Annotated in this window: 20 protein-coding genes and 2 pseudogenes; 6 read left to right on the forward strand and 16 right to left on the reverse strand. The window is 63.0% G+C overall.

The window, feature by feature from the left end; genetic code table 11:
- Positions 1-45: 45 nt before the first annotated feature.
- Positions 46-993 (forward strand): peptidylprolyl isomerase, encoded by a 948-nt coding sequence (locus tag ABLE71_RS22505; protein WP_348785722.1) that lies wholly within the window; start codon positions 46-48, stop codon positions 991-993.
- Positions 990-2,006: a HupE/UreJ family protein gene (locus tag ABLE71_RS22510; protein WP_348785723.1), complete on the forward strand. Its 1,017-nt coding sequence runs from the start codon at positions 990-992 to the stop codon at positions 2,004-2,006. The genes ABLE71_RS22505 and ABLE71_RS22510 overlap by 4 nt, the downstream gene beginning before the upstream one ends.
- Positions 2,007-2,362: 356 nt before the next feature.
- Here ABLE71_RS22510 and ABLE71_RS22515 read toward each other — a convergent pair whose 3' ends face one another.
- The 6 genes and pseudogenes from ABLE71_RS22515 to ABLE71_RS22540 all read right to left on the reverse strand — a co-directional run bounded on the left by ABLE71_RS22515 (position 2,363) and on the right by ABLE71_RS22540 (position 11,424).
- Positions 2,363-3,358 (reverse strand): tyrosine-type recombinase/integrase, encoded by a 996-nt coding sequence (locus ABLE71_RS22515; RefSeq protein WP_348785724.1) that lies wholly within the window; start codon positions 3,356-3,358, stop codon positions 2,363-2,365.
- Positions 3,351-4,301, reverse strand: coding sequence for a tyrosine-type recombinase/integrase (locus tag ABLE71_RS22520; RefSeq protein WP_348785725.1), 951 nt, complete (start codon positions 4,299-4,301; stop codon positions 3,351-3,353). Before ABLE71_RS22520 ends, ABLE71_RS22515 begins: the two co-directional genes overlap by 8 nt.
- Positions 4,298-5,545 carry a tyrosine-type recombinase/integrase gene (locus tag ABLE71_RS22525; protein WP_348785726.1) on the reverse strand — a complete coding sequence of 416 codons (1,248 nt, stop codon included), beginning with the start codon at positions 5,543-5,545 and terminating at the stop codon, positions 4,298-4,300. The genes ABLE71_RS22520 and ABLE71_RS22525 overlap by 4 nt, the downstream gene beginning before the upstream one ends.
- 82 nt (positions 5,546-5,627) lie before the next feature.
- Positions 5,628-6,659: a toprim domain-containing protein gene (locus ABLE71_RS22530; RefSeq protein ID WP_348785727.1), complete on the reverse strand. Its 1,032-nt coding sequence runs from the start codon at positions 6,657-6,659 to the stop codon at positions 5,628-5,630.
- A gap of 104 nt (positions 6,660-6,763) precedes the next feature.
- A pseudogene (locus tag ABLE71_RS22535) lies at positions 6,764-6,955 on the reverse strand (DNA primase); the annotation flags it as partial.
- Positions 6,956-6,966: 11 nt separating this feature from the next.
- Positions 6,967-11,424 carry a strawberry notch-like NTP hydrolase domain-containing protein gene (locus ABLE71_RS22540; protein ID WP_348785728.1) on the reverse strand — a complete coding sequence of 1,486 codons (4,458 nt, stop codon included), beginning with the start codon at positions 11,422-11,424 and terminating at the stop codon, positions 6,967-6,969.
- Positions 11,425-11,606: 182 nt separating this feature from the next.
- Here ABLE71_RS22540 and ABLE71_RS22545 point away from each other — a divergent pair, with 182 nt between their 5' ends.
- Together ABLE71_RS22545 and ABLE71_RS22550 are read left to right on the forward strand one after the other, a co-directional pair.
- Positions 11,607-12,797, forward strand: a complete 1,191-nt coding sequence (locus ABLE71_RS22545; RefSeq protein WP_348785729.1) for a DUF1173 domain-containing protein — start codon at positions 11,607-11,609, stop codon at positions 12,795-12,797.
- Positions 12,798-13,206: 409 nt separating this feature from the next.
- On the forward strand, positions 13,207-13,611 hold the full coding sequence (locus ABLE71_RS22550; protein WP_348785730.1) for a hypothetical protein: 405 nt from the start codon (positions 13,207-13,209) through the stop codon (positions 13,609-13,611).
- Positions 13,612-13,646: 35 nt separating this feature from the next.
- Here the strand turns inward: ABLE71_RS22550 and ABLE71_RS22555 are convergent, their stop codons facing one another.
- From ABLE71_RS22555 to ABLE71_RS22600, 10 genes are all read right to left on the reverse strand, one after another.
- On the reverse strand, positions 13,647-14,057 hold the full coding sequence (locus ABLE71_RS22555; RefSeq protein WP_348785731.1) for a hypothetical protein: 411 nt from the start codon (positions 14,055-14,057) through the stop codon (positions 13,647-13,649).
- 68 nt (positions 14,058-14,125) lie between these two features.
- The gene (locus ABLE71_RS22560; RefSeq protein WP_348785732.1) at positions 14,126-14,611 is read right to left on the reverse strand and encodes a hypothetical protein; all 486 of its coding nucleotides are present in this window, start codon (positions 14,609-14,611) and stop codon (positions 14,126-14,128) included.
- A gap of 109 nt (positions 14,612-14,720) precedes the next feature.
- Positions 14,721-15,503 (reverse strand): hypothetical protein, encoded by a 783-nt coding sequence (locus ABLE71_RS22565; protein ID WP_348785733.1) that lies wholly within the window; start codon positions 15,501-15,503, stop codon positions 14,721-14,723.
- A gap of 118 nt (positions 15,504-15,621) precedes the next feature.
- Positions 15,622-16,056, reverse strand: a complete 435-nt coding sequence (locus tag ABLE71_RS22570; RefSeq protein ID WP_348785734.1) for a DUF4262 domain-containing protein — start codon at positions 16,054-16,056, stop codon at positions 15,622-15,624.
- A gap of 79 nt (positions 16,057-16,135) precedes the next feature.
- Positions 16,136-16,573, reverse strand: a complete 438-nt coding sequence (locus ABLE71_RS22575) for a hypothetical protein (protein ID WP_348785735.1) — start codon at positions 16,571-16,573, stop codon at positions 16,136-16,138.
- Positions 16,557-17,186: a DUF1419 domain-containing protein gene (locus ABLE71_RS22580; RefSeq protein ID WP_348785736.1), complete on the reverse strand. Its 630-nt coding sequence runs from the start codon at positions 17,184-17,186 to the stop codon at positions 16,557-16,559. The genes ABLE71_RS22575 and ABLE71_RS22580 overlap by 17 nt, the downstream gene beginning before the upstream one ends.
- Before the next feature lie 134 nt (positions 17,187-17,320).
- A complete protein-coding gene (locus tag ABLE71_RS22585; RefSeq protein WP_348785737.1) occupies positions 17,321-17,713 on the reverse strand; it encodes a hypothetical protein in 393 nt (130 codons plus the stop codon).
- Between the two features lie 85 nt (positions 17,714-17,798).
- Complete coding sequence (locus ABLE71_RS22590) at positions 17,799-18,275, reverse strand: hypothetical protein (protein ID WP_348785738.1); 477 nt, start codon at positions 18,273-18,275, stop codon at positions 17,799-17,801.
- Positions 18,276-18,348: 73 nt separating this feature from the next.
- Positions 18,349-20,496, reverse strand: coding sequence for a ParB/RepB/Spo0J family partition protein (locus ABLE71_RS22595; protein WP_348785739.1), 2,148 nt, complete (start codon positions 20,494-20,496; stop codon positions 18,349-18,351).
- Between the two features lie 442 nt (positions 20,497-20,938).
- Complete coding sequence (locus ABLE71_RS22600) at positions 20,939-22,135, reverse strand: DUF932 domain-containing protein (RefSeq protein ID WP_348785740.1); 1,197 nt, start codon at positions 22,133-22,135, stop codon at positions 20,939-20,941.
- Between the two features lie 279 nt (positions 22,136-22,414).
- Here ABLE71_RS22600 and ABLE71_RS22605 point away from each other — a divergent pair.
- Positions 22,415-23,613: pseudogene (locus ABLE71_RS22605) on the forward strand (DUF1173 domain-containing protein).
- A gap of 331 nt (positions 23,614-23,944) precedes the next feature.
- A complete protein-coding gene (locus tag ABLE71_RS22610) occupies positions 23,945-24,901 on the forward strand; it encodes a LysR family transcriptional regulator (RefSeq protein ID WP_348785741.1) in 957 nt (318 codons plus the stop codon).
- Positions 24,902-24,923: the final 22 nt, after the last annotated feature.

Raw genomic sequence — 24,923 nt, forward strand, 5'->3', positions numbered from 1 at the left:
ATGGCCACTTAATCAACGGACAGATCGCTGCACAAAGCGCTTCCAATGGGGACGACGGGTAACATCATGCCAAGACATGGATTGCGGCAGATTCTGAGCGAGCCGCTGCTGCATTTTTTCGTCGTCGGAGTTCTCCTCTTCGGTGGCTACCGCTTGTTCTTCGCCGAGCCGGAACAGGCAGCCGACCCGCAGCGCATAGAATTGACTGCCGACGACATCCGCCAGCTCGCGCTGACCTGGCTTGCGCAAGGGCGGCCGGAGCCGAGCCCGGATGAAATGCGCAGCCTCGTGGAGCAGAAGGTTACGGAGGAGATCCTGTTCCGGGAAGCGATCGCGCTGGGCCTCGATCAGGATGATCAGATCATCAAGCGGCGCCTGGCGCAGAAGATGGATTTCCTGGCGGCCGATCTGGCAGCCCTGGAAGAGCCGACAGATGCCCAATTGGCGGATTGGTATTCGAAACATTCCGACCGCTTCGCGCTGCCCCCGCATGCCAGCTACCGGCACCTCTATTTCTCTCCGGACAAACGCGGGGAGAACGCACGCAACGATGCGGCCGCGGCACTTGCCGTCCTGGCCGGCAAACCCGCGGATGCGCCTGAAGGAAAAGCGCTGGCCGATACATTCATGCTGCGCAACTACTATGGCGACACCACGCCGGAACAGACTGCCAAAGAGTTCGGCCCGGCTTTTGCGGATGCGCTGTTTGGCCTGAAGCCCGGTGCGTGGCAGGTGCCGCTCCAATCCGGTTATGGCTGGCACCTCGTCTGGTTGGATTCCATCGAGCCCGGCCGCGTTCCGCTCTATGAGGAGGTCAAGCCCGATGTGAAAGCGGCGTGGCTCGATGACCGCTATCAAGAGGTCAAGCGCACGGCGCTTGAAGAGATGCGTTCCCGCTACACGGTGGTGGTCGCTCCGCTCGATGCAATCGACCTGCGCGACATGAAAAGTCCAGTGCCGACCGGGGCGACCCTGGACGCTGCATCCCAATGACGGCGCAGCATTTACACAGCGCAGGCCTTCGCCTCGCCATAGCGGTAGCGATGCTGGTACTGGCGTTGGCCGGCACAGCGGGCGCGCATGAGATACGGCCGGCCTACCTTCAGATCGATCAGGTCGGAACAAGCCGTTTCAGCGTGCTGTGGCGGACCCCGCTGCTGTCGGGCATGCGCTTGCCGGTCGTCCTGCAATTCTCGGACCGCGTCGAGAACGTCACCGAACCGACGGACCGCCAGCTCCCCGACTCGATCGTAGAGCGGCGGATCGTTGACGCCGCCGGCGGCCTGCCGGGCCAGCGGATCGATTTTGTCGGACTTCAAGCGACGATAACGGACGTACTGGTGCGTGTGAAACTGGAGGACGGAACGGTAACCACGACGCTTGTCCGGCCGTCTCAGCCCTGGATCGATATCCAGGCACGGCAAAGCTCGTTGCAGGTGGTGAAAGTGTTCGTCGTCAGCGGCATCGAACATATTCTGTTCGGCTTCGACCATCTGCTGTTCGTGGCGGCGCTGATGCTGATCGTCCGCCGTTGGGGCATGCTGCTGAAGACGGTAACCGCCTTCACCGTCGCTCATTCGATTACGCTCACCTGCGCCACGTTGGGTTGGGTCAACCTCCCGTCGGGACCTGTCGAGATAATGATCGCCTTCAGCATTGTGCTCGTCGGTGCGGAGATCATCAGGATGGAGCGCGGCGGAACGAGCATGGCCATAGAATGGCCGTGGATCGTGGCGTTTTTCTTCGGGCTGCTCCACGGTTTCGGTTTTGCAGGAGCGCTTGCCGATTTTGGGCTGCCTCAGGGCGACATTCCGCTCGCCCTGTTCTCGTTCAACGTCGGTGTCGAACTCGGGCAGCTGATGTTCATTGCGGCGATCCTCTTGGCAGTCAGCGCGCTGCGCAGGATCGTTGAAGTGCCGCGAGGCACTATCGTCGCATCCGCCTACGTCATCGGCATAGTGGCCGCGTTCTGGACCATTGAACGTCTGCACTCGACTTTTGCGTGACCGCTGGCGCAGTCCAACCATTGAAATTCAACGCGCGCCCGTTGCTCCCGCCACGGCGCGGCCTTGCGCTTTGGAAACGCACGTGGCTGTGACGATGAGAACATCAATTTCGATCCAATGCTTACAGTGGGGGTGTAGGTGCGTCGCCAATGGCAACTCGGCTTTGTGCTGTCGGGAGTTGGCTGAAGGGGAAAGGCTCATGCTGCCCGGCAGTTCTTGACGCGTCTCGCGAGGGAATCCGCCGGCGGGCATGCCGGACAAAACCGCGCCGATCTTCTAGAGGGCGATCGCTGCGCCGCGTCCACCACCCAGAGCAGGAGATCTCGGCGGAGGACGCCACAACACAACCCCCTGACTCACAACGATTTCAAAAAGGCCATGAGATCTTTATCCTCCTTCCACGAGCGAGCGGGGTGTGCCTGACCGACTTCGCAAAGAGCTACAGCGTTGGCTTTCAGCGTGAGGTCTATTTCGGCATAGATGTTGGTGGTGCTGATCGAGACATGGCCGAGCCAGGCGCGGATGGTATTGATGTCCACGCCGGCGAGAACGAGGTGGCAGGCCGTCGTGTGCCGGATCACATGCGGGGTTATCGCCCTTTCAGCCAATTTCGGCACTCGGGCCGCGCAACGCCCGATAAGGCGATAGACCCCGAAGCGGGTAAAAGGCGTTCCTAGCCTGCTGACAAATACGGCGTCATCGACCGAGCGATAGAGAACCTCGTCTGCCAGAACTCGTTCGGTTTCCGGCCACAGTGGGCACTGGCGCGTCTTGCCGCCTTTCCCGTGCAGCGCAGCAATATCGTGACCGCCATTCCCGCCCCCGATTTGCAGATCGCGCACCCTCAATTGCGTAGCCTCGGAGACACGCGCCCCGGCGTTATAGAGAAAGAGGAGAAGGGCGTATTCGCTGCGGCCGCGCTTGGTCTTGCGGTCGGGCACGGCGAGCATGGCCTCCACTTCCGCCCGGGTCAGCCATCCGACCGGTGGTGGCATGGATTTCTTCGACTCGATGGCCCGGATGTGACCGCACCATTCGACATGCGCCGGATCCCGGCTGCCGATGAAGCGAGCAAATGCCCGGATGGCGGAGAGCCTTTGGTTGCGCGTCCGGGCAGAGCATCCGCGATCTTCCTCGAGATGTGCGAGGAACTGCAGCACCAGCCGGGAGGTGAGATCACGGACGGCCAGCCGGTCCACGGGCTTGCGCAGCTTGCGGCTGACAAACGGTAGGAGAAGGCTGAAGGTGTCCCGGTAGCTCTTGCGGGTGTTCCGAGCCAGATTGCGTTCAGTGACGATAAATTCGCACAGGAAGCGTCGGAGCCATGGGCCAAGTGTTACCTGCTCAGGCATCCTGGCCTCCCTGCACGTAGCGAGCAAAACGCAGCGACGCCTGCTGCAGAAGCTCCGGCGTCATCGACAGATAGACCTTCGTGCCCTCCAGATCGGAATGACCGAGATAGGTGGAGAGAACGGGCAGCAAACGTTGCACATCAGCACCTTGGCGATACCAGGCGGTCAGGCTGTGAACCGCGAAGCTGTGCCGAAGGTCGTGCATGCGCGGGATCTGTCGCCCGCCTGCCATGCCATGGATCGCGGCGATGCGCCGCAGCGCGTCGAATGCGGTCTGGACGGTGCTGCTAGCGAGCCGGGTGCCGTCCTGGTTCGTCAAAAGGAAGGAAGTCTCGCCGTGCGCAAGCTCGCCGTACCGCCGCCGGGGCATGTAGTTCGCCAGCACCGTTCCAAGCTGGGGTCCGATCGGAACCAGACGGCTCTTATAGAACTTCGTGGCGCGTATGGTCAGAACGCGTTCCGCCAGATCGACGTCCGCGAGTGTGAGACCTGTCGCTTCACAGAAGCGTAATCCAGCTCCGTACAGCAGAAGAAGCAGAGTCCGGAACGTCGCCGCGTCGAACTGAACCGCACCGAGCCGGCTGCGCTCCAAAGCCGCAGGGTCAAGGAGCCGTCGCAACTCATTATGCGAGTAGATATACGGCGGCGTCCGGGGCGGCGATTTCGGTTCGTTGGTCGGGAGCGGTGAGCGCGTCGCATCGCCACGGCTGATCGCATGGCGCCAGAAGCCGGCAATGGCGTAATACTTGTTCTCACGATGTCGGGACAGTGACCTCCTACCTGCCAGAAAGGCCAGCACCTGTGTCGTGGTGACCGCGTCGCAGGTGCCATCTCCATCGGCATATCGGAGGAAGTGACGCAGGAGGTTCGCCCCGGTCGTGAACTTGGCGCCATGGGCCTGTCGCCAGAGGACGTATTGCTCGATAGCGTCGCGCAACGTCATGCCAGCCCCTCCAGATCGAGGGCCGCCACCTCGCGAAGTGCCGTGAGATTGACCTTTGCGTAAATAGCGGTGGAGGATGGGTCGCGGTGCCCGAGAAAGTCCCCAATCACCTTCATCGACATGCCCTGATCCAGAAGATGCTGGGCTGCAGCATGGCGCAAGGCATGTGTGCCGCGTCGGCCTGAGACGATGCCAATGCCGGCCAGCCGATCACGGACCATCTTGCCTAAGGCCGCTCTGCCAAGCGGTCGGATGGGAGCGTGCGCTGTGAAGAAGAGGTTGCGCCCGAAGCCGGTAGGCCGCGCCTCCCGTACATACCGCAAGATGGCATGTCCGACCTGATGCGACAGAGGCCAGAGATGGGTCCGACCGGGCTTCGGGCAGCGGACACGGAGCCTATCGTTCTCCCAGTCCAGATCGTCCAGTTGCAGGCCACGGACTTCCCCGGCTCGCAGTCCATAAGCGATGAGAAGCATCAGGATCGCCGTGTCGCGCTTGTCGACCGCACGATCCCCCACAACAGAAGCGAGCAGGTGCAGAACATCCGCGCGCCCGAGGCCCTTCGGCACGCTCTCATCGGCCATAAACCGGGGCGCCATGATTCCCGCAGCCAGCCCCGCTCGGCACCAACCGCGCGCTTCGGCAAACAGAAAGAAGGCCCTCAGACGCTGAGCGTAGTCATGTTTCGTTCGACGGCTCCAGGCTCCTCGCCTGTGCTCGGCCGCAATGACGTCGTCGATGTTGGTTATCCGGATGTCGTTGAGGGCGACATCTTTTCCAGCCAACCGGCAGAAGAAGTGGTCCGCGGCGGCGCAGTAGGCTTGTATGGTCGCCGTGGAGAGGCCACGTTCCTGGCGCAGCCATTTTTTGAAGATCGCGACCTCTGCGCCGTACAGATGGCGCTGGTGTTCAGGTTCATCGAGCCATCCCAGGAAGCGCAGCCATTGTATTCCGCGACTGACAAAGTGTGCTTTCGCCTTGGGCGAAGCTGTCCCAGCATATCTGTGACCCTTTGGCAGAGCCCAGATTGCTGCTGCGGCTTCTATTTGGGGAACGCTGACTCCGTCGCCTTCTCGCAAATGCAGTAGTCGAACGAGACTGAGTTGATCGTTCGCATTCTTGCGTAATGTTGTTCGGCGAGCACCCAGTTCATTCAGGTGTCGAAGGTACTGAGCGCGTTGCTCAGACAGGGGCGTTGCTCGATATCTCGCAGCGGTTTGAGGAAAGAAGATTGCTTCAAACATACTCGTGCCTCCATGTTGGTGGAGGCTCAAGCTTCCGCACCGCGCACCTTGACGAAAGCTCTGTTGCGTAGAAGGTGCTCAATTATCTGTAAGTAAAGCAGCAATCCTGCGGCGCGAGTTGGATGCGCAGTGTCGTTCGCAGCGCGCGGATGCCTAATGTGCGCAGGTCCTCGTTAAAGTCGCCCATCCGCGGAGACAGGGCAAGCGCCTCAATGCCTGCTGCTTCGGCGCGTTCGGTCAATGCCGCGAGCGCCGTGTCGCCAGCGGCGTCGGCGTCGCGGGCGATGTAGAGCCGACGCAGCGTCGGCGGGAGCAGAAGGGCTGCAAGGTGGTTGGCCGAGAGCGCGGCCGCCATCGGCATGGCCGGCAGCGCACAGTGCAGCGACAGCATCGTCTCGATGCCTTCGCCGACCGCGAGGACGTTGTCGGCAGCACCAAAGCGGACGGCATGGCCGAGGAGACCGCCCATGGCCCGGCGCGGCGTGTCGACCGGCGCCTTGCCTGAACCGTCGCAGGCAAGCCAGGTGCGATGCGCGCCGGTGATCCTCCCTTCGAGATCGGTGACAGCGCCGACCATCGCTGGCCATGTCTCGGTCGGGCCATGATCCTCAGGTCGATAGTAGCAGCATGGATGGAATCGCAGACTGCCCGTGCCGCGCAAGTTCCTGATGCCACGGTTGCGCAAATAGGTGGCGACCAGCGTGCCGCTGATCGATAGCGACACGGCGAAGAGGCGCTGCGCCGCTTCGGGCGATCCGGCGGGAACAGGTGTGCGAACAGATGTTGGGGCCCGGCGGAGTTCGGGCTGCGGCAGGCTCAGAAAGCGCCGCGCCTCATCGGCGACATCGCGAAAGTCGATGAGACCGCAGCTCTCGCGGATGATGTCGAGGAGATCGCCATATTCGGCCGTTGCGGCATCGCTCCAATGCCCGGCGGCGCCGGGACCGGATTCCGGCCCGCTGAGCCGGACGAACATCGATCGGCCGGGCGTATTGCGAACGTCGCCCACCGTCCAGTAGCGGCCTTGGCGCCGCCCGTTGGACAGATAATGGCGGCATACCGCCTCGGCATGGCGAGCCAGGCGGCGCGCCAGTTCGGAAGCGTCGCGGGGCATCACGACACCTCCCGCGCGCTGATATTATGTTGAGTAGAGGCCGTCGATCGCCTGTGGGACAGCGCCCAATCGCGGGAGCGCAACATAACCCTCCGCGCAACATATTCGACCCATTTGCCGGCCCGACCCTTGGCGTTCTCCTTCAGCCGGACATGCATGGAGCGGCCGCGCGAATTGCGGACATCGCCAACGATCCAGTGGTTGCCGGACCGATGGCCGTTGGAGAGATATTCGCGGCACACTGCCTCGGCATCTTCGCCAAGGCGGCGTGCCAGCTCGGAGGCCGAGCCCGTCATGATCCCCTCCCTTATGCCGAGGCCGAACGATCGGTGACGCCGATGAGCGGGTGGCGATCCAGCAGCATCGCGAGGATGGAGGACCCGTCGGCGCCGGTCGGGATGAACAGGCGCAGCTTCCAGGAGATGATCTCCGAGATCAGGCCGAGAGCCTTCAGCCGGGGAACAATAGCGTCAGTGAAGCCGATGATTTCGATCCGGTGATCGTTCATGACACGGCTGCGGCGAAGGATCAGTCCGTCGGCGAGCTGCAACCCGATGCGCCCGTCGATGAGGCCGGCCCACGCATCGTCCACGGACAGCGAAGGAACATGGTCTATGCCGAGGTTGCGGAACATGGTCGCCACGAGTGCTGGCGCGATGTGGCGGCCAATGATGCGTTCGCCGGCATCGGTCTGGATGCGGTAGACACGGCAGTCATGGTCGGGCAGCCGCCGCCAGATAGGCAGCAGCAGGCCGGTGACGATGTGGAACGTGCTCGTGACCAGCTCCGGGACTGAAGCGACCTCCGTCTCCCAGAGTTCGCAGAAGATTTTCCGGTCGGCCGGTTGCCAGTGAGTCTCGGCAAGGGCGTCGAGGCCGAAGCGCAGCTCGTCGGTCGGTCGCAGGAGGCGTACGCGGTGCTCTATCGCCCCGTCGTCGAGCATTAGGCTCGCGGTCGGCAGCTGTATCGCCGCGCGAGTTGAACGCGTGTTCACCAGCAGGACCGATTGCGGCTCCGCGCGGACAATGTCGAGCGCGTCGACCAGTCCGAGTGGGCGGATGCGGTCCTTGCGCGCAACCGTGACGACATGCGACTGCGCACCCGAGACCGGATGCGTGTAGACGGTGCGGCGCTCGGTGACGACGATGCTCTCTGCCGTGATCGTCTCCAGACCCTTGTCGTAATTGCCGGCGGCGATGGCGCCCTCGACCTTCGCCGTCATCAACTGCTCGAACGCCTCGAACAGCAGGTTCTGGGTCTCGATGCGGAGCGCCAGCAGGCGGTTGAGCCAGGTCGTGATCGGCGGCAGCTCGTCGCGGAGACCACCCTCGTCTTTCGTCAACGACAGGCCGGTGACCGCCTCGAAAGTCGTGAGCGAGCAGCCCTCGATCCTGGCGTGATGGAGCAGATGATAGAACTGCCTCAGTGCCGCGCGCGCATAGGGGCTTTCCAGATTGTCTTCCGCGCGAAACAGCCCTGCCCCGCCGGTCTGGCGCTGCCCGCGCGTGATCGCACCCAGCGTGTCGAGCCGCCGGGCGATCGTTGACAGGAAGCGCTTGCCCGCTTTCACATTGGCGGCCATCGGCCGGAACAACGGCGGTTGGCGCTGATTGGTGCGGTGGGATCGGCCGAGACCCTGGATGGCGTTGTCGGCGCGCCAGCCGGCTTCGAGCAGATAGTGCTTGCGAAGCCTCTGGTTCTTCACGCCGAGATCGGCGTGATAGGAGCGGCCGGTTCCGCCGGCGTCGCTGAAGACCAGAACGCCCTTGTCATCATCCATGAAACTCTGGGTCTCGGCGAGATTGGCCGAAGCGGGGCGGTTCTCGACGGCGAGCCGGTCGATCCTATTGCTGCCTGTCTTCTTGACGATGCGGCGCGAGCGGCCCGTCACCTCGGCGACGATCTCCGTGCCGAAGTGATGGATGATCTGGTCGAGCGCGCTGCCCACGGGCGGCAGCGAGGCGAGCTTCTCGATCATCTGATCGCGTCGGCGAACCGCCTCCCTGCACTGGACCGGGTTGCCGTTCTCGTCGTGGACGGGGCGCGAATAGACATTTCCCTCGGCGTCTGAGTATTCCTCGAACAGCTGCGTCGGGAAGGAGTGGGAAAGATACCCAAGGACGTACTCGCGCGGGGTCACGTCGACATGCAGGTCCGACCATTCCTCGGTCGGGATCTCGGCGAGCCGACGCTCCATCAGCGCCTCGCCGGTCGACACGATCTGCACGACCGCCGAATGGCCGTCGGCAAGGTCCTGTCCGATCGCACCGATCAGCGTCGGCGTCATCATTGACGTGATCAGATGGCCGAAGAAGCGCTGCTTGGTGCTCTCGAAGGCCGACCGCGCGGCCGACTTGGCGTTGCGGTTCAACGTGGCCGAGTCGCTGGTGATGTTGGCCGCCTCGAGCGCCGCGTTTAGATTGTTGTGAATGACTTGGAAGGCGTCGGCATAGGCATTGTAGATGCGGATCTGCTCATCGGTCAGCTCGTGCTCGAGCAGGTCGTATTCGACGCCGTCATAGGAGAGCGAGCGCGACATATAGAGGCCGAGCGATTTGAGGTCGCGGGCCAGAACCTCCATCGCCGCCACCCCACCGTCCTCGATTGCCGCGACGAACTCGGCCCGGTTGGCGAAGGGGAAGTCCTCGCTGCCCCAGATGCCGAGCCTCTGGGCGTAGGCGAGGTTTTCCACCGCGGTCGCGCCGGTCGCGGACACGTAGACGATGCGGGCGTCGGGCAGAGCGTGCTGCAGGCGCAGCCCAGCCTTGCCCTGCTGCGACGGAGCGACGTCACCACGCTCGCCCTTGCCCCCGGCTGCGTTGGCCATGGCGTGCGCCTCGTCGAAGACGATGACACCATCGAAATCCTTCCCGACCCAGTCTATGATTTGGGCGATGCGGGACTTCTTGCCCTCACGCTCCTGCGAGCGCAGGGTGGCGTAGGTGGTGAAGAGGATGCCTTCGGCAAGCCGGATGGGGGTACCCTGCCGATAGCGGGAGAGTGGTTGCACCAGGAGCTTCTCCTGACCGAGAGCCGACCAGTCGCGTTGCGCGTCCTCCAACAGCTTGTCCGACTTGGAGATCCAGACGGCGCGTCGGCGGCCCTGCAGCCAGTTGTCGAGGATGACGCCGGCGACCTGCCGGCCCTTGCCGCAACCGGTTCCGTCGCCGAGAAACCATCCGCGACGGAAGCGGACAGCGTTCGCAGCACCTTCTGGCGCGGCCGAGACGACATCGCAGGTCTCGTCGACGGTCCAGGCGCCGGTGAGATGGCCGGAATGGGCCTCTCCAGCATAGATGACGCTTTCGAGCTGGGCGTCCGACAGCAGGCCCTCGTCGATGATCGCATCAGGAAGAAACGGTCGATAGGAAGGCTTCGGCGGCGCGACGGCGGCCATTGCAGCCGACTGCACGAGCGGCGTCGGATGCGGTTTTGCGCGGGGAATGTCGATCGACTGGAGCGCGTATGGTTCGTAGATCGTGTCGGTGAGCTGGCCGCTCTCCTCCGGCATCCAGTCGCGCAGCTCATAGGCGAGGGGAACGGCAGGCGTGGCGTCTGCCACGACCGGTCGGGTGGGCTTCGCCCGGGCAACCGGACGGGCCGGCCGGATGGTCTTCGCGACAGACGCCGCAAGTGTGATTGGTGCGGCACCCGGAGCGGATCGTGCGGCCATCTGCATGGCGGCATTGCGCAGGATGCCGGTCGAAAAGGCGCCGATCCAGTCCGGAAAGTCGCCCGGTGTGCGGGGCGGCAGGTCGGATATCCAGGCGAGCAGCGTTTCAACATCAAAAGCCTTGCCCGGCGACGAAATGAATCCGGACGGGTCGGTCGCAGGAATCTTGTCGATGATCGTCAGGCGGGTTTCGGCGGTCGTGCCGTGGCGGGCATAGACGCGGCCGTCGATCGCAGCGGTGAACATGATCCTGCCCTGCTGCTGGAGACGCTCGAAGGCGGGTCGCCATTTCGGGTTTTCGGGGGAAAGGCCGGCGCCGGTGATGGCGACCAGGCGGCCGCCGGGACGCAGGCGGGCAAAGGCGGACGACACATGCCGCCATGCTGCATCGGCGACATGGCCGTCGACATAGGCGCCGACGGTGAAGGGCGGATTCATCAGCACGACGGACGGCTCGATCGCGGCATCGAGGTGATCGTCGATATGGGCAGCGTCGTGCCGCGAGACGGCGACACGCGGAAACAGCAGGCCGAGGAGATCGGCACGCGTCGCGGCAAGCTCGTTGAGCGCGAGCGAGGCCCGGGCAACTTCGGCATGGACGGCAAGCAGGCCTGTACCGGCGGACGGTTCGAGAACGAGGTCGGAAGAGGCGATCGCCGCGACGTGAGCCGCGACGAAGGCAAGCGGCTGCGGCGTCGAAAGCTGCTGCATTGCCTGGCTCTCATCAGAGCGCCGTGTGTGGGTGGGAAGAAGTTCGGCGATCCGCTTCATCATCGCCAGCGTCGCCTGCGGCGTGGTCGACCGGGACAGGATCGCTGGTCCGAACCGGCGCAGAAACAGCACTTGGGCAACCTCGAGTGCCTCGTAAGCGTCCTTCCAGACCCAGAACCCTTGCGCATCGCTGCCGCCAAAGCTGTCCGTCATGGCAACGCGCAGTTCCGCGGTGGTGACGGGCTTGCCCTGTTCAAGGGAAGGCAGCAGCTGCATTGCCGCCTGATGGATCGCCTGGGCGGTGTCGATGGCGTCGGATGCCAGCGCGACATGGGGATCGGCCGTCCGGACGACGGCCGATGTGGTCGTAACAATGTTCATGGCGATGTCCTTCGCGAGAGGGGAGTGGCCCCGCGCCGGCACTCTCTCAGCGCCAGCCGGGCGCATTCCTCCCGGCCCCGCTCTGCCTCTGGGGCTGACGCACCAAACGGGTTGCGCTCTGCGCAAAGCCATGACTCAATGCGCGGACAGGGATGCGGCGGCGACCTGGAGCTGCGGAGGTGATGCGACGATTCAGAATTGGAATTGAGGTTTACGAGGAGGGGGCGCCTGACCTGCAGGCGGCGCTGGCGAACGCCTATGCCCGCAGGGAGCGTCCACTATGCCTCTGCCGCGAGCCGGGCTGCCCGATGTACATCGCCCGGATCGGCGACCTTCATCTGATCAAGCGCATGCCGCTGAGCGGCGGCGGACATGATCCGTCCTGCAATTCCTATGAGTCACCCTACGAACTGTCCGGGCTCGGTGCCCTGTTGGGCAGCGCGATCCAGCTTGATCCACAAAGCGGCATGGCGGCGTTGAAGCTCGATTTCAGCCTGTCGAAGACGGGCAGTCGGGCCGCGTCCGTACCCGCAGGGCAGAGTTCCGTCAGCGTGACCGGCGATCCCAGGAGGATGTCGCTGCGTGGCCTCCTTCATTATCTCTGGCACGAAGCCGAATTGACGGTCTGGACATCCCGATGGGCTGGCAAGCGACATTGGTGGAATGTCCGTTGGCACCTTCTCGAGGCTGCCGGGCAAATGACGGTGAGGGGCGGACCGCTCGCGGACATCCTGTTTGTGCCCGAGCCGTTTCGGGCCGAGAACAAGGAAGCGATCGAGCAGCGTCGCAACGTAGTTCTCGTTGCGGCGCTACCGCCGAAATCCGGTCCACGAAAGCTGCTGGTGCTGGTCGGCGAAGTGAAGGAGATCGTGCCCGCCCGATCCGGTCAGAAACTTGTCATCAGAAACCTGCCCGGATTTCCGTTCATCGTCGATGATTCATTGCACCGGCGTTTGCAGGCACGATTCGAGCGGGAACTGTCGCTGTGGGAAGCGGATTCGAGTTCACATCTCATGGCGATCGCAACCTTCGGACTGAACCCGGCCGGTCTCGCCATAATCGAGGAAATCGCGTTGATGGTCGTGTCCGAGAACTGGATTCCCTACGAGACGGTCCCGGAGAAAAGGCTTGTCGATGCACTTGCTCGTCTGCGCGAGAAGAGCGTGAAGGGGCTGCGCTACGATCTGCAACCCGACCAGCCGATCGCCAATGCATTGCTTCAGAACAGGGCGGTGCCAACCGCGCTCTTCGTCGTCCCGGCCGGAGCGGACGAAGCGTTCAAGGCTTCGCTGCAGGACATGATTGCGAACCGGGCGGAGATGGATGCGTGGACCTGGCGGGTCGGTGACGGGGAGATGCCGGCCCTTCCATAGGCTGGGAACAACATCTCAGATTTCCATCAATGTCGTGAATCGATTGGCGGCCATCGAGTCAGACAATGCGTTGGACAAGAATCCCCGCTGTCTTGGACCATGACGGTATGGTGAGGGGTGACCAGCGACAGTCTTTTTCGGTGAGTATGCTGCGGATTTGCGAAGATCCGCGGCGCGAGGACAGTGGGCGCCTAGTCGTTGTCAGCGTTGAACTCGGCATGCCATTTTACTTGTCCGAACCCCGCATTGCATCGGCGAGCGAAACGCTGGAAAGCTGGCTTTCGCATCGGCGTCCGTCCGGGGCGGCACCGCGGTCGATGGTTGCTGCGGGTGGACGACAAGCATGGGCCAGCGTAGACGTGACCTGATCCGGCAAGCGGATCGATTCCCATCCTAAGGTAGTTCAATAATGAAGCGGCAGAGCCGACCCTTCATCGTCGAGGTGAAGAAGAAGCGCGGTGAGTCCGCGCGGCAGCATTCGATCTGGGGAAATCTCGATCTCGCAGCGATTGGCGCGGAGACGGCGTGGGAACTGACGAAGATCGAGGCGCCTGTGGTGCCTGTCACGGCGATCGACGCCACCCCGAAACCGGATTTTTCGCAGCCCTCGACGTCGTCCCAGCCGCTTTCTGTATCGGAGATCATCCCCGACGCCGGTCTGTCGGGCGTCGAACCCGAACCTGCGGCCCCTCTTATGGCTGAAGAGCCGCCGCGGAACCAATTGTCTCGAAGGCGTCGAATGAGCGCAGAGCACCTTCCGCGTGGGGAGCGATGGAAGCGTCGACTGCCCAAAGTGCTTCGGAAGGGCAAATAAATCTTGCGACCCGCCCTTGTGGGGGATGTTAGCTGTTATGGCGAGTCATCCGGCGGGTCGCGGCTTTCTTCGATAATCGCCCTGGCCTTCTCGACCGCCGCGATCGCCTTCGGCAGCCAGCTCTCGAAGTCTACTTTGGAAAGGCCCATCGGCTGGGCGACAGAAGCAAGCTGGTCGAGCATCTCACGGAAGTGGTCGACCATGCGGTGCGTCGTGTCCCGGCAGTGCGACGGCACTGCGATTTCTTCGCCCGCATAGGCAGTATCCGCTCCTTTCCAGATGCCCGTGATGTAGGTCGGGCCGGCGCATTCATAGTCGGCCAACTCGCTTTCCCAATCGTCGTCCTCGATGGCACGGCGGCAAGCTTCTTCAACGGTCGCGGCATCGTACGTGCGCTGTCGGTAGTAGGGCATGCGATACGTCGCTTCGACGGTGAATTTGGGCATGGCGTCTCTCCTGTTCGGGAAATGAGGTCGGGGTCGTCCACCGTGTGCCCGGTGACAGGCACTGGGGTTCAGGCTTGCTCAGGCCGCCGATCGTGCGTCGAGTGCGTTGTCGCCGCCCCGGAGCTGGTCAGCCAAGGCCGCCGCTGGGCTTCGATCCAGGCCGGGTGGGGCGGAGAAGCATTCGGCCCGGACTTGGCGCCGCCGTGTCGGGATCGGCAGTGGGAGCGGCCTTTCGATGCTGTTCGAACCAGGCGTCGAATTCGGCCTTGCGGCGCGCGTGTCTGCCGGGCCAGTTCGGGAAGTTTGCGTGTGGGAATATCGGCAAGCCGCTCGGCCGCGGCTTCGATGGTGGAGAGGCTGAGATAGCGCTGGAGATTGGCCGCGAGGCGGGTATTCTTCCGCGAGCGGCGCAGGATCGCGGTTGCGACCTCGTCGCCGTCATAGTTTTCGAAGCAATTGTCGAAGGCGCGGGTCGGGCGTCGCCCATGGGCGATGACCTGGGCCGCATAGTTGACGCGACCGCGGAAGTTCTCTGGATCGTTGAGGCGTGACATGGGATTTCTCCTTGGCTGGCGAGCCGCTTGCGCAGGCCCAAGAAATGCGAAAGCCAGCCGGGCCGTGCATTGCGAGGTAGCTTCGAGAATGTGGGGGAACAGACCAGCGTCAGATCTGCTGATCGTTCGAGGACTGGTTGATCATGTCATCGAGCCAGTCCGCGGCGGCCTGTGCAGCCCTTTCGGCATCGGCGCCGTTCTCGCGTCGGGCGGAACTCCCGGCATTGATCGCGCGGCAGGCCGCGGCAGGAATCGCGAGGATGGCGTTCATCATTTCATGGGCCGCATCTCTCGAGACGAAGTCACCGATCGCGGTGGTGGTGCTGCGGTCCACGCCATACAGCGACCAGAAAGCGCGGAACTCCCTGCCCCCTTTCCGCGATCGGACGAGGTCTGCTTCGAACTCATCCTCGTCACGATAGGAGGTCACCTGACGATCGCGCTCGATGCAGGGCCTCACCTCGTAATATTCGAAGGCGAGCGTATCGCGTATCGTCGGCGAAAGATGGTCACGGAACGATGGACTGCGATTGGCGGGCGGTGTCGCAAGGCCTCCTTTCGACACGTTGAGATCGGCGCCGCAATCGGCGCAGATGTCGTCGCCCCGGTTCCAATGGTTCGAAGGGCAGCTTTCCGGCCCATGTGCAAAGCTTGGGCTGTGCCCTGGTTTTTCGTCGAGGAGATAATCGACCGTGAGCGGGCCGTGCTGGCGATGATCGGCGATCAGGTCCTCGGCGGAGTTCCAGACGATGATGCTCGACACGCCGGGCTGTTCGCCGAAACTCGACTGGGCGAGGTCGGCGGCGACAAAGTCGCGATCGACCGGACCGGGCTCGGGTGTGTAGGCGTCTTCATCGATGACGAAGGCCACGAAGAAGGCTTTTCTGGCCATGGCGGTTTCCTTTCCAGAATGGATTTCGCGCGTGTTCGCGATCGCCGACGGATGGGCGAGCGGTATGGCGTCGCAGGTTGGTGATGTTGCGCCAGCAATCCGGCGGCAGCGCGCCGGACTAGGGTCGATCTACGTCGTAGCGCGGGGCACAGCCCGCCTCGCCCGGATAGCGGCCATTTTCGTCGCAGACCATGATCTGCAGAACACTGTAGCGGTCATGACCGAGATATTGGTCGACCTGGATAGTGTAGCGCGAATGAGCTCGCGCACCGGTCTGGCGGATCTTGACCGGAATTGACCATCCGATATCGACGAGGCCTGTGGCGAGCGGCTTGCCGTCTTCCCGCATCTTGGCACCGAGTTCATTGAGCAGACCCGCGGCTATGTGGGACGGGAAGTCGCCGATCAACAGAAGCTCGGGCAGACCGCGGTCGGTATTGCCGATCGTGTAGGTGAAGCCCGGATCGGGCCTGTCCCCGAACACCTGGAACAGATGTTGTCCGAATGCCTCGATGTTCTGCCTGACTTCTCGCATGCGACCTGATGCTATCATCGGTTCCTCCTCCAATTGGGATGGTCTCAACTTGCCGTCGAGTCTGCGTTCACGCCTGCAATCCTGATCGGCGGTGCGCCTACATGATCAGAATTGTTCTGGACTGCTGGGCTTGCACCGATCGGGCACGGCCGACGACGAAGACCTCGTCCGTGTTGGCCTCGAACAGCATCAGGATGCGGTCGCCGATGGCGACACATTCGTTGATCCAGTGACGATCGGAACCGCGGTACTTTGTTGCCCGGTTGGGCGGCACGTAGACGATGGTGAAGTGCGACAGCGTCTCGTCCGTCGGAGCGACATAGAAATATCCCTTCACCTCGATCACGACACCACCAGTGCTGTAGGAGGTAGCGACCGTATCGCCGGGACGTACGAGATCTGCGACGGTTGGCGCCCTTGGCGGTGTGCGCCGATATCGGCGGCGATCCGGGACACCCAGGCCGGCGGTATAGTTCGAGTGCGCCTCATAGGTGCGCCCGTCCGCCAGTGGCGGCTGCTTACGAGGGGTCCGCATCGTTGCCCCCTCTCCTCTTGGCATGTGCACGTATACCTGCCATGCGGCTGTTGATCTCGTCGTCTGACAGGTCCTCGAGCAGTTTCAGGATCGTGCCGTTGCCACCGTTGTTGACGAGAACGACGCGTTTGCCACGGTGCTCCGCGGGCCAGGCGGCAGGATCGATTTCGCCGGCAATTCCCTTGAAGTCGGGATGCGTCGCGTTCCAGATCGCCTCGAGCTTTTCCGCGCGGGTCATGCTGTCGCTCGCGCCGGTCTCGTGGGCGATGATGGCGGCGCGCATCTTGTCTGGGGACTGCCGATCCGTGAGGTCGCAAAAGCCGTGAAACCAGCGTTCGCGGCCCCGGATCCGGATCGCGAAGAATACGCTGGTCACATTGCCGGCCTTGAACTCCGACATGCCGAACATGCCGGTGCGCATGAAGAGCGGCGGCAGCAAATCGAGCATGAAGTGGTATTCTGACGCGGTGATCGCAAACCACTCGCCTGAATAGGGAGTGCCGGAAAGCGGATCGATGCCGGGAGTGTCTTTGTGTCGGCTGAACAGTTGGAACATCTGCTCGCGGGTGGCGACGCCGTCGAGCACCTTCCTGAAGGGTGGATGTGCGGTCATGGGGTTCTCCTGAACGCAGGTCGGCCACGCGCGGCATGAACCGCGTCGTCGCAACTGGCTTGGTATTGTTTTGGCTGTCGACTTGCCGAGCCTGCGGCCGGCGCGTACACCGGCGATGATGGGGTTTGCAGGGTTCAGGCGGCGCGTCGCTCGGAGGAACGTGAAGCGTCTCGACCAACCCCAGTGATGGCGCGGACGGCGGCGGCGAGCGCCGGGATGTCGTCGAGCATACCGAGCGCGACGAAGTGGTTGGCTCCGCCGGTAAAATCCTTGCGGCCCTTGCAAGTGCGGATCAGGATTCCGTGACCCGAGGACATCCCGAACTGGCCGACCTGGATGTAGGCGCGCTGATGGTGCAGGGTAATCTCACCGGAAACGGCAATTCCCGCCTTGTTTGAGCGCAGGTCATAGCTTCCGTGCGGCAGTGCAAGTTCGGCGGCGAGTTTCTTCAGCCGTGAGCGGGCTGTCGTGTGAAAACGTCTCTTCTGCTGCTCGTCATAGGAGCAGCTTCTGTTCCAGTCGAACATGTCGATCTCCATGAAATGAAACGGGCCCAGGATCGCTCGCGCGGTCCTGGGCCCGTCGTCGGGGTGGTTCTATGGGGTGAAGCGATCAGGCCGCCGTGCGGCCCTCGATAACATCGGCGCCGACCTCGTCGGCGGAGACTTCCTCGAGATAGGCCCGACCATACTGGTTGTTGGCGAGCCAGCGTTCGGCTGCCTCTCGGTTCTGGGCAAGATGCAGGAGTTCCGGGCTGTCGCCGAGTTCCTGCAGGACGCGGACCATGCCGATCGAGGGACGCTCGACGATCTCGAAACGCAGGTCACTCTCGACGGACCAGGTGCGCCTGACCGAGACGATGATGATGCCGCCCTGCCCGAAATCGCCCTCATGCAGGGTGAAATGGACGGGCGAGCTATAGGTCGCCCGCTCGCGCGGCGGTTCCTTCTCGACCAGGCGACCGACGCCGTTGCGACTCTCCCACGCAGCGAGTTTCTTGGTGAAGCGAGCCGGCGGTTTCGCGGTGCCGTCGCTGTACTGGATAACGCTCCCCAGAGGAGCGGATTCGTACACGATATGCGCGGACATACGGATTTCTCCATGCGGAAAACGAAAAAGGGCCCGGCGGGAATGCCGGGCCCGGTGCGAAGCGGGAGGCCGATTACTCGGCGGCCTGGAGGTGGTCCGCCTCGTCGCCGTCGATGGTCACCGGCTCATCGGAGGACGGATCCGCATCGTCGGCGAGGAAGGCCGGCAGCTCGGTGACATCGCCGTCGAGAGCCGCCTCGTCCGACATGTCGCCGGCGACCACGTCGCCAGCATCGGTAGCCACTTCATCGACCTCGAGGCGCAGCGGCTCGGGCAGCCAGTTCGATCCTTCGAGAAGACGGGCGGCTTCACGGGCCATGATGTCCTTCTTCATGTGGTCGATCAGCTGCGCGGAGTCTGCGCCACGAGCTTCACGGACAGCCTGTAGAATCCGCGCCTTGGTGAGACGCCCGAGGAACTCGACCGTCGGCGTCCAGCCGGCGTCGACCATGTCGAACTGGAGCGAACGGCCGAGCACGTCTGCATGCTCGAGCGCCTTCGGTCGCCTGTTCCAGGGTTCGACCACCGCATTGAGGGTCAGCGAGACGCAGTGCGCGAACAGCGCCTTGCGGCTTGCCTCGTCGAGACCGAGAAGGAAGTCCCACAGGTCTTCCGCTTCATCGGGCAAATCGCGGTCCCAGGCTTCGTGCCGCTCGGCTATCTCCTTGGCCCAGGACGTCTCGGCAAGACCCTCGACCTGGCTGAAGCTGCCGCTCTTCAGGCTGATCTCCAGGCACGTGTCCGGCGCGAAGCGATAAAAGACCTGCAGGACGAAGGCATGGAGTGCCGCGACAAAGGCGATGTCGGCGTCATCGGCGAGCGCGTTGCGCAGAGCCAGCGTGCGCTGCGCGGTCAGGTCGAAGACGAGCCGATCGGGCAGCGGCTTGATGCCGTCGTCCTCGCCGTCGTCGCCAGAGGTGTCGTTCACCGGCTTGCCGTTGACGACAACACCATCGCCATCGTCGTCGCCATTGGATCGGGTTCCGCCGTCGGCGCCCCCTTCCTCGCCCTCATCGACGTCGCCGGTTTCGGTCCGCGGCTCGTCCTCGAACCGCACGAAACCGGCGTCGACCTGGAGCTTGCCGTTCGCGGCAAGCGTAACGAACACACCGGCAATGGCCTTCTGGGCGGGATCGTAGCTTTGAGGACGGTCATCGATCGCATCGAGCTCGGCGCCCAGCAGGTCGAGCTTCGCCTCGATTGCTTCGTCGGCATCCTCGGCCTGGGCATAGTCCGCATCCAGCTTGTCGTATTCCGCCTTCAGCGCGTCGTAGCGTTCGATCTCCTCGGCGCTGAGTTCCTGCGCCTCGGCATAGACGCGCCGCATGCCGGAGGTGTGGCCATAGGGAAAGCTGATCGCCGCCTCGACCCATTTCCAGCCTTCGGCGCGGATCGCCTCGGCATCCACCTTCAGCCTGTCGAAGACAAGCTGCTCGAGAAGTGCCGCATCCTGGAACCAGCCGCCGGAATCCTGCTCAAAGAGATCGCGCAGGATGACGCCGCCGGCAGCCTCATAGGCTTCGGCGCCGATATAGACGGCCCGGCGATCGTCGGCCCGGACCGTCGTCTCCGTCAGCAGGCGCCTGATGTAGTAGGGCTCCTGCATGTGCGAGCTGGAAATCCGCTCCCAGACCTGCTCCTGGCGCGCATGATCGTCCGAGATCGAGAAGGCCATGATCTGTTCGAGCCGGATTTCATCCTTCTCGTAGAGATCGAGCAGCTGCGGCGACACCGAGGCGAGCCGCAGGCGCTGCTTCACCGTCGCCGGCGACACGAAGAAGCGCGCGGCGATCTCTTCGACGTCGAGACCCTGGTCGCTCAGCGTCTTGAACGCCCGGAACTGGTCGAGCGGATGCAGGTTTTCGCGGTGGACGTTCTCGGCCAGCGAATCCTCTTCCGCCGATGTCGCCGTGCTGCGATTGACGATGCACGGGATCGGCTCGTTCTTTGCCAGCCGCTTCTGCTTGATGAGCATGCCAAGCGCGAGATAGCGGCGGCCGCCGGCGGGCACTTCGAACGTGCCGGTTTCCTCGCCGCTTTCTTCAAGAACAGGACGGACGTTCAGGCTCTGAAGCAGCCTGCGTCTGCCGATGTCCTCGGCGAGTTGCTCTATGGATACGCCGTCCTTCACCCGCCGGACATTCTTCTGCGACAGCATGAGCTTGTCGTAGGGAATGTTCTCCGCGGCGTTCATTGCGATCTTCTGAATGGCCTTTGCCATGGTCAGGGTCTCCATGACGGGCGGCCCGGGGCCACTCCCCGGACCTCCAAGCCCGTCAGAAAACCTCCCCTCCCCCCTCTGCCTCTTCCGGCCTCGCGCCAGCGCACGCCGGCTGCGGCAATGACATGATGGTCTGTGGGACGGCGGCGCGGACTTATGATCCCGGCTCACGGGGCTCGGTTCGACCCAGCCTGCCATTTCCGCCCAGCGTGTCGGTGTGATCCATGAGGATGTGGATCAGCGCGTGGTCAACAAGAGCCATCGGGCTCTGGGTAGAAAATCACATAAGTGTGGCACCGCGACGGGCGGCAGCAAGCCTTCGTTGCAACCCTGAAACCGTCACAAAAAGAAGGCGCCGTTCTCGTGTTTCGGAGAACAGCGCCAGAAAGTGACAGGTCGCCGGTGTCTGCAACGTGTTTCCGCATGGCTGGCGTGATGTAGATCAGGCGCTGAGATCGAGGAGCTTCTTGGCCTTGCCTTCCATTTCCAGGCGGATATCCTGGTGATGCTTGTCGCGGGCGACCCGCGTGATGCCCTGCACGAAGTCGAAAACCGATTCCGGCGGCCGGCCCTCCTCAGCCAACACGATATCGATAATCTTCGTGGTTTCAGCCTTGGAGAAACCGCGCCTGCGCAGGAAGCTCTGGCGGTCCTCATCGTCGCGGGCGACGATCCGCTCCCGCGCGGCCTTGATGCCATTGACGAACGGCAGGGGCGAGGATTCGGCGAACCGGATCAGCGCCGGCTCCGCTTCGGCGGCGAAGCGGGAGGCGGCATATTTGGAATGGCGGATGGTGATCTCCTCAAAATCTTCCACGCCCCAGAGGTTCCGATTCTGGCACACTGCACGAAGATAGAAGCTCGCGATTCCAAGTGTCCTGGCGCCGACTTCAGAGTTCCAGCAGTAGAAGCCGCGGAAGAAAATATCCGGATCGCCGTTCGGCAGCTTTCCGGCCTCGATGGGGTTGAGGTCGTCAACCAGAAAGAGAAAGACGTCACGGTCGGACGCATAGAGCGTCGTGGTATCCTTCGAGATATCGACGTTGGGGTTGTAGATTCCCGTCGACCAGTCGAGTACGCCGGGTACCTTCCATCGCGTGTCGCCGGTGCCGTTGCCGGCAATCTTCTGCACCGCTTCCACGAGTTCGCGGTCGAAAATTCTCCCGTAATCTGGCCCTGTCACGGCTCGAAGCTCAAGACGGCCGTTCTCGATTTCCAGCGTCTTGACCTGTTCTGCGCGGCGCGTGGAAAGGCCATATTGCAGATTGATGCCTGCGAGCGCGGCCGGGAGCTGGCGCAGATAGGTGGCCGGCGCGCCGACCAGACTGGCGAGCTGACCGAAACTCCAGTGCGTTGGGGCGACAGGCGCATGCGCGCCTGGAAGCATCAAGGTCAACCGTTGGGGATTGTCGCGGGAGGCTTCGACGCGGATGGCTTCGCTTTCCACGATGCGAGTCTTGCTACGCTCGGATCGCCGCTTCACGGAAGTGTGGAGATCGGTGAGCGAGAGAAAGCGTTCGTCGTCTGGCCTGTTGAACCATTCCGACGACACGCGGCCGATGCGCTGGCCGCGGCTGACGTCGACCTTATAGCCGTTTGGCGCGATGCGCGTTGGCGCCTGGATTTCCATATGGGTCATGGTCGTTCTCCGCGACGGGCGCCGGGAGCCTCTCTCCTGGCCTCGACCCGCCACCGCATCCCGGCCTACCCTTTGCCTCTAGCCACGCCAGCCGCGCGCGAAGCACGCGATGCGGCAGCGCCCCCGCGTCAGAGATCGTACGCAGGGGGAGGAGGCCGGCCTCCGTCCAGATCGCTGTGAAGCATTGCTTGCCCTCGAATGTCCGCAGGGTTGCTTCGCAGTTGAAACCGTGAATCAATGAAGACAGGGGATGCGGCGGCGTCCGGATCGATGGAGGCGATGCGACGTTTCAGGCTGGCTGACCGGCTTATTGAGGAAACAGCCCCGGATTTGCACGACGCGCTTGCCAATGCATATCGGCATCGGATCCGGCCTTTGTGCCTGTGCAAGGAACCCGGCCTTGCGATGTACATTGCGCAGATTGGCGACCAATTTATGGTCAAACGGATGCCGCTTTCGGGAAGCGAAACATGATCCGGCATGCGCTTCCTATGATCCGCCCGGCGAATTGTCCGGGCTCGGTGTCCTCATGGGCAGCGCCATTCAGGTCGATCCAGAGAGCGGCCTGTCAGCGCTCAAGGTTGGTTTCAGCCTGACGAAGGTGGGCGCCCGCCAAGCCCCCGGTTGCTGGGGCGAACAGCGCGCAAAACGTGGCTGGCGACACGAAGAAATTGTCGCTGCGCAGCCTCCTGCATTATCTCTGGCATCAGGCCGAACTGACAGCCTGGACGTCGCGATGGACGGGCAAGCGCCATTGGTGGAACATTCGCTGGCATTTGATCGAGGCTGCGCTGCAGATGACGGTAAAGGGCAGCATGCTGAGCGATGTGCTGTTCGTGCCCGAACCGTTTCGCGCTTCGGACAAGGCGGCGATAAAGCAACGTTGGGCCGCGGCGCTGGCGCCTGCATTGCCGCCAAGAAGCGGGCCTCGGAAACTGATGGTCCTGGTAGGCGAGGTTAAGGACATCTCGCCGGCCCGAACGGGTTACCGACTGATTATCAAGCACATGCCTAACTTCCCGTTCATGCTGGATGAGGGGTCCCACCGCAGGCTTCGGGCACGCTTCGAAAACGAAATGATGCTGTGGAACGCTGACGAAGCTTCGCATCTGACGGCGATCGCGATCTTCGGGCTCACGCCGACTGGGCTGGCCGTCATAGAAGAAATGGCCTTGATGGTGGTTTCGGAGAACTGGATCCCATACGATTCCGTATATGAAAAGAAGCTCGTCGATTCACTCGCCAAGCGGAACGCGCGAAGCGTAAAGAGCCTCCGCTACAGCTTACCTTTAGAGCGGCCGAGTGCAGCAGCCATGCTGCAGCGTCAGCCAGGTCCGGTTGCGCTCTACATTGTTCCGCCAACAGTGGACCGATCCTACGAGGAAGCGCTCGAAGTGCTCATTGCGGCGCGCCCGGAAGTCGATGCATGGACGTGGCGGGTGGCCGAAGGGGAAATGCCGCCTCTCATGAGACGGTAGAAATTTATCTGCGCAATAGAGCGCACTTCAAATAATCGGTGAAATTGCCAGAATGGGTCAGTAAGCGTACGTAGCCGTGATAAATGGAGATGGCCGAGTTCGCTGCCGATTTCAGCTGGATGTGGGCGCGAACTCACGGTCGAAGACCTCCGCCGATGATCATCCCCCTGCACCACATCCTGTGACCGATTTTTACATGTATCCTGCGTCCACCCGCTTCACTCTCAACAAATCGATCCGCATCCGCTAAACCGGAACGGGGGACGATTTCCCGTCATACCGAACAGCACATGAAACCTGGCCGGCCGGGTTTCAGGAGGAGATGCCGGCCATGGACCTGCGGCAACTGAGGTATTTCACGCAAGTTGTCGAAAGCGGCTCCTTCTCCAAGGCCGCCAACACGCTGCATGTGGCGCAGCCGGCGCTGAGCCAGCATGTGCGCCACATGGAAGAAGAACTGGGCGTCGCCTTGCTCTACCGCAACGCTCAAGGGGTGACCGCGACGGAAGCCGGCGGCCGGCTGCTGCGCCACGCCAAGCAGATCCTGGCCGAATTCGCCGAAATTCCCGACAGCGTGCGTGGCGAAGCCGTGGCGCCGCGCGGCGATGTGCGCTTCGGCATGCCGGGAACGGTCAGCGAATTGCTTGCGGCACCGCTGATCGAGGCCGTGCGTGAACGTTATCCGCAGGTCCGCATTCGCGTCGTCGAAGCCATGAGCGGCTATATCCTCGGCTGGCTGCGGCGTGGCGACGTCGACCTTGCCATGCTCTACTCGACCTCCGATCCTAGTGGACTGGCCGTGCATCACGGCCTGTCGGAAGAGATCTTCCTGTTTGCCGCCGCCAACACCAGCGACGGACCGGCCGGCGACGCGGCAAGCGTCGTACAGGCGGCCAGCATGCCGTTGGTGATACCGGGACCGGGTCACGGCTTGCGCGAACTGGTCGAGGAAGCAGCGCTGACGGCGGGCGTGCCACTGACGCCTGCTATAGAGATCGATTCCTACAGCCAGATCAAGAAAGTGGTGATGCGGGGGCTCGGCTTTGGCATCCTGCCGTTGATGGCCATAAACCGAGAAGTCGAGGAAGGCGTCTTCCGCAAATGGCGCCTGCAAGAGCCCAGTATAACGCGCAAGGTCTACCTCGCCTATTCGACGGAACGCCCGCTGCTCAACGCGCCGCGCGCCGTCGGCCAGTTGGCATGGGAAATCCTGCGTCAACTGGTTAAGGATCGTGCCTGGATCGCCGAACTCTCGGATGAAAGCCAGCGCCCCGACCTGTTCCGCTGAACGGGCCATCCTTCGCGGCGAT

Origin of the sequence: Mesorhizobium sp. KR9-304 (genome assembly GCF_040049215.1) — a bacterium.
In the GTDB taxonomy this organism is placed as follows: domain Bacteria; phylum Pseudomonadota; class Alphaproteobacteria; order Rhizobiales; family Rhizobiaceae; genus Mesorhizobium_K.